The following is a 13068-nucleotide window of genomic DNA, read 5'->3' as shown; positions in this document are numbered from 1 at the left end:
TACCACGCCTGGACCGTCGCGGAGACCACCCGCACCGAGCGGTCCCACCACGGCTACCAGGCCGAGGGCAACGACGGCCCGGCCTACATCGCCTAACCCCCGGCCTCGGCGACAGCGAAGGGCCACACAGGCCCCCAAACGCCGCCGACAGTGCTGACACGCACATCCGCTGGGGTTGATTGCGGCTCGTGTCCGTCGCACGGCGGGCACGAGCCGCTCTTTCCCACGCATCGACCGGCCGCGGCTCCCCACAGGACCCGTGGTCCCCACTCCGCATCCTGGTAGGCCCCGCATGGCTTCACATTTGGCAGCCCGAACCTCGAACCCCAGAACCATCCTGCCGGTCGTCCTATTGGCCGCCTTCACCTTTGCGCTGTTCCAGTCGCTGCTCAACCCGGTGCTCCCGGCGCTGCAGGAAGACCTGCAGACGACACCGACCCTGGTCACCTGGACCATGACCGCCTTCCTGCTGTCGGCCTCAGTCGCCACGCCGGTGCTCGGCCGGCTCGGCGACCGCTACGGCAAGGACCGCCTCCTGGTCGCCTCGTTGCTCACCCTCGCCGCAGGCTCGGTGATCTCGGCAGTGGCGCCGGGCATCGGCCTGATGATCGCTGGCCGGGTCGTACAGGGCGTCGGCGGCGGCATCCTGCCCCTGGCGTTCGGCATCATCCGCGACGAGATCCCGGCTGCGAAGGTGCCGAGCGCCATCGGCATGGCCTCGGCTCTCACCGCCGTGGGCGGTGGGGCCGGCATCGTGCTGGGCGGACCGCTGGCCGAACTGCTCGGCATCCGGTCACTGTTCTGGATCCCCGCGGCACTGGCGCTGGCCACGGCCGCCGCCGCCTTCGCCGCCGTTCCACCGTCCCCGTCCCGTAACCCCAGCCCCATCAGCTGGTCCGCCACCGCGCTGTTGGCGGTCTGGCTGGTCGCGCTGCTGGTACCGCTGACGCAGGCGACCGGGTGGGGCTGGACCTCTGCGGCAGTGCTCGTGCCGCTCACGGCGGCGGTCCTGCTGGCCTACATCTGGGTCGGGGTGGAGAGCCGCTCCCACCGGCCGCTAGTGGACATGAAGATGATGCGGATCACCGCCGTGTGGACCACCAACGTCGTATCTCTGCTGTTTGGGGTCGGCCTGTTCACGGTCATGACCTTCCTACCGGTGTACCTCCAGACCCCGCCCGGCAGCGGTTACGGCTTCGGGTCCACCGCCACGCAGGCGGGGCTGCTGCTGCTGCCGCTGACCGTCACGATGTTTTTCGCCGGGCTCGTCGCGGCGCGGCTCGATCGACGGTTCGGGGCGCGCGCCGTGCTCATCGCCGCGTCCGGTCTGAACGTCGCCGCGATCACGATGCTCGTGTTCGGACACGGCAGTAAAGGCCTGGTGCTGATCTCTCTTGCATTGCTGGGCGTCGCGGTCGGCACCGGATTCTCCACAGTGTCGAACGTCATCGTGGCCGCGGTCCGTCCGGACCAGACCGGGGTCGCCAACGGCATTGTCGCGAACGTTCGCACCGTCGGCGGTTCGCTTGGCGTCGCGGTGATGACCGCGATCCTCGGTGCCCACAGCTCAGCCGACGGCCCGCCCGCAGAAGCGGGCTACACATACGGCTTCGCCGTGCTGGCCTTCGTCGGCGTCGCCGCTGTCGCCGTCGCCACCCTGATCCCAGTCCAGCAATCGGCCCGAGCGCGCAGCCGTTGAAGGCGTCGGCCCAGCGCTTGACTCATACAACATGTGTGGAGTTCCACGAAGACCGCCTCCGGGTTGGGCGATCCCCGGAGGAACGTCACACCACGGCACGAACCCGCGGTCGAGACAGACGAAACGGAGCACCGCCGTGCGCACGATGAACCAGGTCTAGATCGACGGAAGAATCGTGACACCCCACGGGGCCGAACTTTCCTCTCTGTAGAACCCCGCGACCGAACAGGTCATCGGCCAGGTCCGACTGGCCGACGCCACCGACGCGGTCGCGGCCGCCAAGCGCGCCTTCCCCGCATTCGCCGAGGCTGCCCCACAGCAGCAGCGCCAGGCAATCCTGCGCCGCACCAGCGCCGCATTCACCGGGCGCGTGGACGAGCCTCGGCGACGCCATGATCGAGGAGTACGGCGTCACGCGGCCCTCGTGCAAGCCCGGCATGCCCGGAGGTGCGGCCCCGTTCGACGAGGCCGCAGACGTACCGGAAGGGCTCGAGGTCACGAAGACGACGAGCTGGCCAGCCGCGTCGCCCGGCAGATCGAAGCCGGAGCCGTCCTGATCAACCGGGTCTTTCCAGTGACCCGGCCCTTCCCCAGCGACAGACAGGAACAGGCAATGAGCGAGAGAACCCATCGGACCGCCCGGCGCGTAGACCGCGTACACGACCGCATCGAGATCGGCGCCAACGCGCAGTCGGACAACAGGATGATCATTATCCCGCCAGGCCGTCCAGCGCTGACCGATCCGTTCCTGGTGATGGGCGAGGAGCAGTTCAGCAGGCCCGGGTTCGACTGGCACCCGCACCGCGGCATGGAGACCATCACTATGGTCCTGGACGGCCTGCTGGAGCACGGGGACAACAAGGGCAACGCCGGCGTGCTGGAACCCGGCGACGTGCAGTGGATGACCGCGGGTCATGGCATCATCCACCGCGAGGTGGCCGTACGGCACGAGTACGCCCACATCATCCAGCTCTGGCTCAACTTGCCCGCCGACCGCAAGCTCTCCTCCAGCCGCTACCAGGACCTTCGCGCGAGCGACCATGCGGCGCACAGCCTGCCCGGCGCCTTCGTCCAGGTAATCTCCGGTCACGACGGCTTTGTGACCGGACCAGCGCGCAACCACTGGCCGGTACTGGGCATGCTGCTCACCCTGGATCCGCAAGCCGACCACCAACAGCTACTGCCAGGGGATCAGCGCGCCTTCGCCTATGTCATCTCCGGCCGAGCCACCATCGGTAGCCGGATGGTGCGCGCCGGCCAGATCGCATGGTCCGATCCGGTAGGCGAGCCGAACGAGCCGACCACCCTGCGTTTCGCGGCCGCCGACAGCGATCGGCACACCAAGATCATGCTCTTTGCCGGGCGGCCGATCGGCCAGCCGGTCGCCGCCTCCGGACCTTTCGTCATGAACTCTCAGGCCGAGATCGAGAAGGCCTATCGCGACCTGCGCGCCGGCGCCTTCGGAACCGTTCCCCGGCTCACTTCGGGGAAATGAGCCGCGCACAACCGAATATCGTAGGTTCGGGGGGGACATGACGCATGCTATGTGCCACAATCGATTTTCTGATCAACACAATGGCTGGTAGCGTGGATACATGTCCGTCGACACGAATGTTCCCGTACAGCAGAGCGACCGCCAGCGAGGTGTGAACTTCGGCTGGTCGCTCGGTATGGTCCTGCGCCGCTGGCAGGAACACGTAGAGGAGACGCTGAAGAACCTGCCACACGGCAGCCGCGGTTACCACATCCTGGCCGTTGTGGTGCACGAGGACGTGCCGACGCAGAAGGCACTGGCGACTCGCCTGGTGATCGACCGCAGCGTGTTGACCTACGTCATCGATGACCTGGAGGCAGCCGGGCTAATCGCGCGACAGCTCGACCCGCGCGACCGCCGCGCCCGCCGCATCGTCGCGACCGAACAGGGGCGCCAGGTGCTCGCCGACGCCGAGCAGCGAGTCGCCCACGCCGAGGACCACGTGCTCCGTGGCCTGCCCGCCGAGCAGCGTGCGGCATTTCGTGAGGCCGCCGAGCATGCCGCCGAGGCCATCGCCAGCGCGTCACCGGAGACGGATCCGTGCCTGGCGGTCAGCAGTGTCCTCGAACAGTCGGGCGCCAACCCGTCCGGCACGCGCTGACCGGCCTGGCCCTATGCCCGGTCACCAGGGCAATTCGGTACCTGACAGACGACGTCGACATGGGCTTTCAGCGTAGGTGATTACCCCTGGAAGTCGCTCCACACGTTGATCTAGTCACCTACAAGTTCGTCGATGTCAACAGCCGCGACCAATTGCGCCAAGTCGGGCTCAGCTGCCACGTCGATCGATGAGAGCTCTCCGCCTGCGGCCGCGCTGGCTGAAGATCCCGTCCGCGGAGACGTCGTTGACGATTCTTCCCCCCGTCGGCGGTGTGTCACTACACGCCAGCTAACGCGGCACGCCGGAACGTTACCGCATAATGGCCGCGACTCGTGGCCTACCGTAGGCGTCCTTCCCGTCAGTTCGCAGCACCACCACGCGGACCGTTGTCAGCGCAGGTGCCACAGCGAACGTTTCTCGCATCGCGATCAGCATCTGCCCGCACACGAACAGCTTGTAGTAGTCGGCACGGTCGTGTTGCGAGAGTTTCATGAACGACAAGTTCCCGGCCTGGGTGGTCGTGGGCATCTGCTCGGGCACGACCTGGTCGACCGACGGTGCCAGGATCACGATCGACGTCTCCGCACCGGCGATGCCCCGAGCCAGGGTTCGGGCTTCGTTATCCTCGAGCGCAAGGTTGAGCGTCTCGAGCACGACGTCGGGTCGTTCGTAATGAGCAATGCCCCGCCGGTAGTCGAAGTACTGCCGCAGCTGTGCCTGCTGTTCGCAGGCCGCGGTCCACAGCCGCTGTACTTCCGCGTCTGTCCAGCCTGCTGCACACTGCTTGGCCTGAGTCCGCGCGGCGCGCTGAAGATGCTCATGCGTAGGCGAATACGTCATCGCGGACCGCATCCGATCTCACGCTGACCAGTTGAGTAGCCGCTGCATCGGTCCGGCGTCGCAGCCAGCGGGCCTCGGCAAAGGTCCAGCCGTTCTTGGTCGCCAGGGGTGACAACAACCCGACCGGATAGGCCGGCGCCTGCCGCCGCGGCTCCGCGCGCCCGAAACGGTGCGCGAACCGCGCCAGCAGGTCATCCGGGCCAGCCCGCCAGCCCACGATTTCATCGATCAACACAAGCGCGACAGCCTGCCCGTCCCGCGACTCACCACACCGGACAGACAGTGCGATCACCGAACGCACCCCAACACTGCGGCGAGCCGGCCAGTAGTTCATCGTGTCGACGGCCACCCTTGCGGCCACCAGGGACGCCTCGAACGCCGTGGACCGGTGCACCGGGATGCCAGCACCACGAAGTCGCCGTCCCCGGTGGCGTCGGCCGCCCACCCCGACTCGGCTCCCGGCGCCGGGACCGTCGCGATCAGTTCGATCGTCTCCGGGGCGCCCGACGCCGCAATCGACACCGGCTCTGCACGGCGATCCGCGGAATTAGCGGGCCGGTATGCCCCGCTTCGAGCACCGCGATCCGCAGCCGCCCTGACGAAGCCGCAGTCACCCATCCCCTGCGGTCGCGCTGCCGGAGTAGGTGATGGCCGGGACGGCGAGTTCCTTGCGGAGTACCGGGGCGACCTCCGTGGCCAGACGCTCAACGGAGGCAAGGAGTTGCGCCTGGGGCATGCCGCCGAAGCCGACGTGCAGCAGCAACCGGCTGATGCCGTACGCCTCGTGGTAGGCCGCGATTTTGTCGATCACTTCCTGGACGCTGCCGACGACGAGGGCGCCCTGCGGGCCGGTGAAGGCGTCGAACTTCTCCCGGCTGAGCACGAATCCCTGGCCCCGCTGGTGGTTGTTGTCCCGGAAGCCGGCGGTGAAGTGCGGGTACATTGTCCGCCGCGCCTCCGCACTGGTGCGGCCGACGTGGCCTTGCACGGACAGTCCAACCCGCAGGGTCGCCGGGTCGCGCCCGGCCTGCTCGGCCGCCCGTCGGTAGAGGTTGACGATGCCGGAGTGGCCGCCGACGGTGCCGAGCAGGACGCCGAGCATCAGGGGCAGCCCTTGGGCGCCGGTCTCCACCGCGGAGGTGGGGGTGCCACCGACACCGACCCAGACCGGCAGCTTCTCCTGCAGGGCACGGGGTGCGATGTCGGCCTGGTTCAGTGGCGGGCGGAAGCGTCCACCCGGCCAGGTGAGTGGGTTCGTCTCGCGGATCCGCAGCAGCAGGTCGAGCTTCTCTCGAAACAGCTCGGAATAGTCGGCGAGGTCATAGCCGAAGAGCGGGAACGACTCGGTGTACGAGCCGCGCCCGGCGATGATCTCCGCACGGCCGCCGGAGAGCAGGTCGAGGGTGGCGAACTGCTCCCAGACGCGGACCGGGTCGTCGGAGCTGAGCACGGTGACGGCGCTGGTCAAGCGGATCCGCCTGGTGCGCTCGGCCATCGCCGCCAGCACCATCGGTGGCGCCGTCGCCACGAAGTCCGAACGGTGGTGCTCGCCGACGCCAATGACGTCCAGGCCCGCCTGGTCGGCGAGCTCGGCGAGCTCGATGACGTTTCGCAATTGCTGGCGCGGTTCGGGAAGCCGGCCGGTGGCCGGATCGGCGGTAAGTTCGCCGAACGTGATCAGCCCGGTCTCAAACGACATCGTCGGCCTCCTTTTCGGTGTGCCCGCCCGCCGCCGCCGCTGGGATGGCGAAGTTGCGGTTGAAGATGTTGTTCGGGTCGTAGGTGGCCTTGATAGCGCGGAGTCGGCCGAGGGTGGGCTCGGGCCACGCGTCGAGCAGCCGCTTCGGGTCGGTGTCGCTCTCGAAGCTGAGGTACATGCCGTCGAGGTGCGCGTACAGCTCGGCCCAGAGCTTGTCGAGTTGCGGCCGGCGGTCCGCGACGGTGGCGGCGAGTACTGAGAAGTTCTGCTCCCGGTGTGGGTAGGCGGTGGCGTCGCGGGCGACGTCGTTGACCGCCCCGCCGACGGACCGGAACTGCATGACCATCACGTCACCCGAGCGGATCATGGTTGCCATGACATCCGCCGCTTCCGGTGTGATGTGGTGCAACAGCCCGCTGTGCGTGTCCACCAGGCCCTGACCCCGGTGCTGGTTGCCCGGCGGCGCGACGATCGCCGGGTACGGCACGAGCTGCGCCTGCTGGTCGAGGATCGGCCCGATCTCCAGGAACGGGCTCAGGGCGGACTGCGCCGCCTCGACGTCGTCGCCGGCGTAGACGAGGGTGACCTGGGCAGCCGGGGGGTTGCCACGGCGGCCGGGAAAGAGGGAGAGGAAGCTGGTCAGTTCCCGTGGCGCGTCCTCGACGAGCTGCCCCCACTGCTCGAGCAGGTCAGCCGCGTCGGTGGCGTCGACGACGAGTTGGGCGTAGACGACGTTGTCGACCTCGTACGCCTCCAGCTCCAGCGCGGTGATCACACCGAAGTTTCCACCGGCGCCGCGGATGGCCCAGAACAGGTCGGGGTGATGCTCGTCGTCGACGCGGAGCAGACGGCCGTCCGCGGTGACGATCTCGGCGGCGACGACGTGGTCGATGGTCAGGCCGTGCTTGCGCGCGAGGTATCCGACGCCGGCGGTGGTGGCGAGACCACCGACGCCCACGTCTCCGTAGTCGCCCGAGCTCATGGCCAGGCCGTACGGGGCCAGCGCCTGGGCCACGTGCCCCCAGCGGGCACCCGGCTCCAGCCGGATCCGGCGGGTCCCCCGGTCGAGCACCTCGACCTTGTTCATCTTCGACATGTCGATGACGATGCCGCCGTCGTTCGTCGACCGGCCGCTGATGCCGTGCCCGCCGCTGCGCACCGACAGCGGAACATCCTGGGTCCGGGCGTACGTCACGGCGTCGACCACCTCGGCGGCGGTCTGCGGGCGGACCACCAGGGCCGGCGACCCCTGCCAGCTGTAGCTGTGGCGCACGCGCTCATAGTCCGGGTCGCCGGGCTCGACGGACCTGGCGGCAAGCGACGCGGGCAGCGCGTCGTAGTCGAGGCCGGGCTGACGCTTGGCCAGGACGACGGCCGGTCGGATCCGCCCGGTGCCGACCTCAGCCCCGGCGCGCTCCTTGGTGACCGCCTCCCGCAGCGCGGGGGCGATCTCCTGCCCGAGGGTCTGGATGAGGCGTGGGTCGTCGCGCCCGATCAGGAAGGTGCTGAAGCCTTCCTCGAGGACCAGCGGAAGGAGTTGGTCGACCCACTGCTCGACGGGTCCCTGGAGGAAGCCGCGGCTGCGCGACGAGACATCGACCGTGAACAGGTTGAGCAGCCGTCGGATCTCCCGCGGCTCGCGGCCGGCGGCGATGGCCGCCTCGTCGATGAGCCGGTTGGCTGTCGCCCGGTCCGGCGATCGTAGGTATTCCAGCGTCGGGAGCCAGCCGTTGGCCTTCTGGCCGGTCAGGGCCAGCATCTTCGGCTGGTACGCGCCGAGCCAGATGTCGATGTCGTGTGCCGGCTTCGGGCCGCGCTGCATACCCGGGATCGGGTAGTACTTTCCGTCGAGCCGCAGCGGTCCGGTGGCGGTGTCGTCCCAGACGCCGCGCAGGACGTCGATCGCCTCCCGCAGGGCCGCGACTCCCTGCCCCGCGGTCAGCCGGCGTGCGCCCATGCCCTCGATCCCGTCCCAGAACGCGCCAGCGCCGAGGCCGAGTTCGAAACGGCCATGGGACAGCCGGTCCAGGCTCGCTGCGGCCCGGGCCAGCACGGCCGGCGAACGCAGCGGCAGGCTGAGGACGTTCCCCGAGATCCGCAGCCGCTCCGTGCGGGCGGCGACCCAGCTCAGCAGGGTCCAGGTGTCGAGGAACTCCGCGTTGTAGGGGTGGTCCTGAAACGTAGCCAGATCCAATCCGGCCGCCTCGGTCAGCTCGGCCAACGCCACCACCCGGTCCGGGTCCTGCGCGCTCGGCGTCAGAAACGTCCCGAACAGGAGCTCATGACCATAATCAGGCATTTTTGTCTATCCCCCAATGAACTGTTGCCAGCATACCATTTGTTGTGAACACCTTATGCGCAACAACAGGTCGTTGAGTCAGTTCATTCCCCCGGCCAACGGCTGCGAGCGACTGCGGGGAGTCGTCAACATGGCCTGGGTCGACAGATGGTGTGTTGATCAACACACTGGCTGTTAGCATGGGGCGTGTCCGCAACCAGCGACCCGTGCGACCTACCGGCCGACCGCAAGCGCGGTTCGAACTTCGGCTGGTCCCTGGGCCTCGTGCTGCGCCGCTGGCACGAGTACGTCGAGGAGGCCCTGAAGGACCTGCCGCACGGCAGCCGCGGCTACCACATCCTGGCCGTCGTCGTCCACGAAGAGGTGCCGACACAGGCTGCCCTGGCGACCCGCTTGGTGATCGACCGCAGCGTCCTGACGTACGTCATCGACGACCTGGAGACCGCCGGTCTCATCGAGCGGCAGTTGGATCCACGCGACCGGCGCGCCCGCCGGATCGTGGCCACTGAGCGCGGGCGCCAGGCACTCGCCGAGGCTGAACGGCGGGTCGCCCATGCCGAGGACCACGTACTGGGCGGGCTTCCCGAGAAGCAGCGCGGCATCTTCCGCGACTTCGCCGAGCGCGCCGCCAAGGCGATCCACGCTGCCGCACCGGAGACGGACCCCTGCGCCGCGGTTGCCAGCGTCCTGCCCCCGATTGAGCAGTCCGCCCCCTGACTCACACCCGCCGGGACGGCTGTCGCGCCCGCAGGAGCGCCACGATCACGCCCGCCCGCGGCTCAGCAGCACGCTGAGGTTCCCCCGAGAGCGTGGAGGCCGGACCCAAAGTGATGGCGACGGGCTGGCCCGAAGATCGGCGAGGAGGTGGGCAGGCAGTAGCGTTGAGAGGGTGACTGAGCCTGAGCGGCTGAATGACCGTGAGCGACGTGCCTGGCACGGCTTCCTGACGATGCAGGAGGACGTTCGGCGTCACCTGAACCGCCAGTTGCTCAACGAAGCGGGGATTTCCTTGGCGGATTTCGCCGTCCTTAGCGCTTTGCGTCGTTCGCCGGATCCGATGCGAGTCTTCGAACTGAGGGAAACCCTCAGATGGGAGAAGACCCGCCTCACCCATCAGATATCCCGCATGATTCGGCGAGGATTGGTCGAACGCCAGAGCTGCGCCGAGGATTCTCGTGGTAATCACGTAGCTCTCACCAGCGAAGGGTGCTCGGTGATCGATAAGGCCACTCCCCTGCACCTTCGTTACGTACGCGAGCTCTTCCTCGACGTCCTCAGTCCTCGCCAACTCGACACTCTCGCCGTCGTGTCGGAGACCGTGCTCGACAACCTCAAGGACGACCCCTTCGAGGACTAGCTCGCGGCGCTCACCCACCCGAGGCTTATTGACGAGTCACCCTCAATCTCTGCATATGTGTGGCGGGAGCGGGTCGGCTGGCAGTGAAGCAGGGGTCGACTTCCCCCGGGTCCCCCACCATCACCCGTCCACGGGTGACCTGTTTTCCACCGCAAAGCACCCTGTCCAAGCACGTTGCGAGGCCTCCACTGGCAGGGCGGTCGATAACACCGGGCCCACGGTCCCGGTATCGAGGAGGGATCCTGCGCGGCCCAAGAGGGTGATGTGTCATCTGCCACTAAAGGGTGACTCGTCACCATGGCCGTGGCTAGGTTTGATCCCGGCACCCGGTCCCCGGCCCACCGGGGTGGCGCCTACCAGACCAACCCCTGCGGGGGAAAGAGAGCCTCGAACATGTCCAAGCTCGCCGTGATCTACCACTCCGCGTTGGGCACCGGCACCCAGATCGCCAAGGCGATCGTCGGAGCGGCTGAGGCCGCTGGCGCGAAGGCGGCTGTCCGCAAGGTCGCCGAGTCGGCGCCGCAGGCCGAGATCGACTCAAACCCGCTCCGGGCCGCCCATGACACGGCCACCGCCGACGTGGCCGCTCCAACCGTTGAGGAGGCAAGGCCGGGGGTAATCGACGCAGCGCGACCGGCGTAAATCGGGCAGAACTGCGCGATCCGGGCAGCCGCATCAGGTGTCATCGTCGCGGATGCGAAGCGATGACAAGGCCTATCGAAGAAAGGGAACTGCAGTGCAAACGTGGCAAGTCGGCGCAGTCAAAGTTACCAAAGTCGTCGAATTGGAACGCACCGGCGGAACCGAGCTGATGCTTCCTCCAGCGACTCCGGACGCCGTCAAGGGAATCGACTGGCTCCATCCTCACTTCATGACCCGTGACGGTCAGCTGAAAACCAGCAACCACTCACTCATCATTGAGACGCCAGCACGCCGGATCATCGTGGACACGTCGCTTGGCAACGATAAGGAGGACCGCCCCGTCAGCGCCTGGAACAATCTACGGACTCCGTTCCTCAGCGACCTGGCAGAGGCCGGATATCCGGCGGAGTCCATCGACACCGTCCTGTTTACTCATCTCCACATGGATCACGTCGGCTGGAACACGCACCTCATGGACGGCGTGTGGGTGCCCACCTTCACGAACTCCCGGCACCTCGTGGTTCGGGAGGAGTACGACCATTGGCGCGTGAACGTCGATACCGCGACCGACGGTATTCACCGCTCCTACGCGGCGGCGTTCGTCGACTCGATCCAGCCGGTGGTCGAGGCGGGTCTCGTCGACTTTGTCAACGACGACTACCAGGTCTGCGACGAGGTTCGGTTGATTCCCACGCCCGGGCACACTGCCGGACACGCCAGCGTTGAGATCACCTCGGCGGGCGAACGGGCGATCATCACCGGCGACTGTATCCACCACCCCTGCCAGCTGGCCCACCCGGAATGGACGTCCGCCGGCGACCTGGACGCCGACCAGGCGACCCACACCCGTCGGCAACTCCTCTCCTCCTTGGCCAACGACCAGGCACTGCTCATCGGGACACACTTCGCCGGTCCCACGGCAGGACACGTGGTGCGCGATGGAGACTCCTTCCGGCTCCAGGTGTGAAGTCCATGCGGCGGCCAGACGTCCACCACCCATGACCTGGTCGGTTAGCGACTGAGAAATATCACTGCCCAACTATTACGTTGTCCAACAAAACATTTACACGCAGACCTTTGTTGCTCAAATCATTTCCCTCCGGAGGTTCGGCCAGGCCGGATCACCGCCCGAGCCACCGCTCGGCACGGCGCATCTGCTGACCACGAGAGCCCCCGCACGGGGAACGGAACTCGCGGGAAGAGGACGTGTCATGCGGATTCAAGCAGCTGTGGCCGAAGAACCGGCACAGCCGTTCGTCATCGAAGAACTCGAACTAGACGAGCCACGGGCCGACGAAGTGCTGGTCAGCCTCGTCGCCGCCGGCGTATGTCAGACCGACGCCCACGCCCGGAACGGACACACCCCGGCACCACTGCCCATCGTGCTCGGTCACGAGGGGGCCGGCATCGTCGAGCGGGTCGGAGCCGGCGTCACCGATCTCCAGCCGGGCGACCATGTTGTCCTGTCGTATCAGTCGTGCGGGCAGTGCCCACAATGCCTCAGCGGGCACCCCGCCTATTGCGCGCAGACGGTGGCTGCAAACTTCTCCGGCGCACGGATCGACGGCACCCGTGGCCTTCGGCGGACCGGCACGAGCGACGTCGTACACGGGCACTTCTTCGGCCAGTCGTCGTTCGCCACCCACGCGCTCACCACGCAACGCAACACCGTCAAGGTTCCAAAAGACGTACCGCTGGAACTCCTCGCGCCCCTCGGGTGCGGCCTGCAGACCGGCGCCGGCACCGTACTGAACTCGTTCCAGGTGCCACCGGGCGCGACTCTCGCGATCTTCGGCGTCGGGGCGGTTGGGTTCGGCGCCTTGATGGCGGCGCACGCGGCAGGCGTGGGGACAGTCATCGCGGTGGACGTGAACCAGCGACGGCTCGCCCTGGCCGAGGAGCTGGGTGCCACCCACGTCGTCAACGCCAGTCAATCGAACGTGGCCGCCGAGATCAAGAGGATCACCGGCAGCGGCGTCGACTACGTCCTGGACACCACAGGCCGGGCCGACATGCTCGAGCACGCGGTCGACGCACTGGCATCGATGGGCCAGGTTGGCCTCGTCGCCGGAGGAAACCGGGACGCCACCGTGCCGGCAGCCAAGCTCGCGCTCGGCAAGTCGGTCCGCGGCATCGTCCAGGGCGACTCGAGTCCCCAGCTGTTCATTCCGAAGCTCATTGAGCTGTACCTGTCCGGCCGGTTCCCGATCGACCGCCTGGTCCGGTTCTACGACTTCGACGACATCAATGTGGCGTTCACCGACGCCGCCCGTGGCGACGTCGTCAAGCCGGTGCTGCGCATCGCGGATGCCGGGAGACAGGGATAGCAGCGATAAGGGCTGCCACAAGGAGGAACCAAGGGACGTCTCGCAATTGGGTGAAGGCGTTCCCGGGGCC

The 13068-nt window shown here is 67.6% G+C and carries 13 protein-coding genes; 8 read left to right on the top strand and 5 right to left on the bottom strand.

Annotation, left to right across the window (positions count from 1 at the left end):
• The first annotated feature begins 292 nt into the window (after positions 1–292).
• Positions 293–1699, top strand: a complete 1407-nt coding sequence (locus ACIA47_RS32320; protein WP_396712223.1) for an MFS transporter — start codon at positions 293–295, stop codon at positions 1697–1699.
• 85 nt (positions 1700–1784) lie between these two features.
• On the opposite strand, the gene ACIA47_RS32315 is transcribed toward ACIA47_RS32320, so the two are convergent.
• Positions 1785–2330, bottom strand: a complete 546-nt coding sequence (locus tag ACIA47_RS32315; RefSeq protein WP_396712221.1) for a hypothetical protein — start codon at positions 2328–2330, stop codon at positions 1785–1787.
• On the opposite strand from ACIA47_RS32315, the gene ACIA47_RS32310 reads away from it, so the two are divergent.
• Together ACIA47_RS32310 and ACIA47_RS32305 are read left to right on the top strand one after the other, a co-directional pair.
• A complete protein-coding gene (locus ACIA47_RS32310) occupies positions 2313–3194 on the top strand; it encodes a pirin family protein (protein WP_396712219.1) in 882 nt (293 codons plus the stop codon). The two genes, ACIA47_RS32315 and ACIA47_RS32310, sit on opposite strands and share 18 nt — an antisense overlap.
• 100 nt (positions 3195–3294) lie before the next feature.
• The gene (locus ACIA47_RS32305) at positions 3295–3834 is read left to right on the top strand and encodes a MarR family winged helix-turn-helix transcriptional regulator (RefSeq protein ID WP_396712217.1); all 540 of its coding nucleotides are present in this window, start codon (positions 3295–3297) and stop codon (positions 3832–3834) included.
• A gap of 309 nt (positions 3835–4143) precedes the next feature.
• Here the strand turns inward: ACIA47_RS32305 and ACIA47_RS32300 are convergent, their stop codons facing one another.
• The 4 genes from ACIA47_RS32300 to ACIA47_RS32285 form a co-directional block, all read right to left on the bottom strand.
• A complete protein-coding gene (locus tag ACIA47_RS32300) occupies positions 4144–4686 on the bottom strand; it encodes a hypothetical protein (RefSeq protein WP_396712215.1) in 543 nt (180 codons plus the stop codon).
• Positions 4652–5023: a hypothetical protein gene (locus ACIA47_RS32295; protein ID WP_396712213.1), complete on the bottom strand. Its 372-nt coding sequence runs from the start codon at positions 5021–5023 to the stop codon at positions 4652–4654. Before ACIA47_RS32295 ends, ACIA47_RS32300 begins: the two co-directional genes overlap by 35 nt.
• Positions 5024–5284: 261 nt before the next feature.
• Entirely contained in the window at positions 5285–6373 is a 1089-nt protein-coding gene (locus ACIA47_RS32290) for an LLM class flavin-dependent oxidoreductase (protein WP_396712211.1), read from the bottom strand.
• On the bottom strand, positions 6363–8672 hold the full coding sequence (locus ACIA47_RS32285) for an LLM class flavin-dependent oxidoreductase (RefSeq protein ID WP_396712209.1): 2310 nt from the start codon (positions 8670–8672) through the stop codon (positions 6363–6365). Before ACIA47_RS32285 ends, ACIA47_RS32290 begins: the two co-directional genes overlap by 11 nt.
• 186 nt (positions 8673–8858) lie before the next feature.
• On the opposite strand from ACIA47_RS32285, the gene ACIA47_RS32280 reads away from it, so the two are divergent.
• The 5 genes from ACIA47_RS32280 to ACIA47_RS32260 all read left to right on the top strand — a co-directional run bounded on the left by ACIA47_RS32280 (position 8859) and on the right by ACIA47_RS32260 (position 12998).
• Positions 8859–9389 carry a MarR family winged helix-turn-helix transcriptional regulator gene (locus ACIA47_RS32280; RefSeq protein ID WP_396712207.1) on the top strand — a complete coding sequence of 177 codons (531 nt, stop codon included), beginning with the start codon at positions 8859–8861 and terminating at the stop codon, positions 9387–9389.
• 172 nt (positions 9390–9561) lie between these two features.
• Positions 9562–10029: a MarR family winged helix-turn-helix transcriptional regulator gene (locus tag ACIA47_RS32275; protein ID WP_396712205.1), complete on the top strand. Its 468-nt coding sequence runs from the start codon at positions 9562–9564 to the stop codon at positions 10027–10029.
• 393 nt (positions 10030–10422) lie between these two features.
• On the top strand, positions 10423–10671 hold the full coding sequence (locus ACIA47_RS32270; protein ID WP_396712203.1) for a hypothetical protein: 249 nt from the start codon (positions 10423–10425) through the stop codon (positions 10669–10671).
• Positions 10672–10723: 52 nt separating this feature from the next.
• On the top strand, positions 10724–11638 hold the full coding sequence (locus ACIA47_RS32265; RefSeq protein ID WP_396712201.1) for an MBL fold metallo-hydrolase: 915 nt from the start codon (positions 10724–10726) through the stop codon (positions 11636–11638).
• Between the two features lie 244 nt (positions 11639–11882).
• Entirely contained in the window at positions 11883–12998 is a 1116-nt protein-coding gene (locus ACIA47_RS32260; protein WP_396712199.1) for an NAD(P)-dependent alcohol dehydrogenase, read from the top strand.
• Positions 12999–13068 lie beyond the last annotated feature (70 nt).

This window comes from Micromonospora sp. NPDC051227, assembly GCF_044455385.1.
GTDB lineage: Bacteria > Actinomycetota > Actinomycetes > Mycobacteriales > Micromonosporaceae > Micromonospora.
Note: the sequence above shows the minus strand (reverse complement) of the source record. Positions and strands in the feature narration are given on the sequence as shown.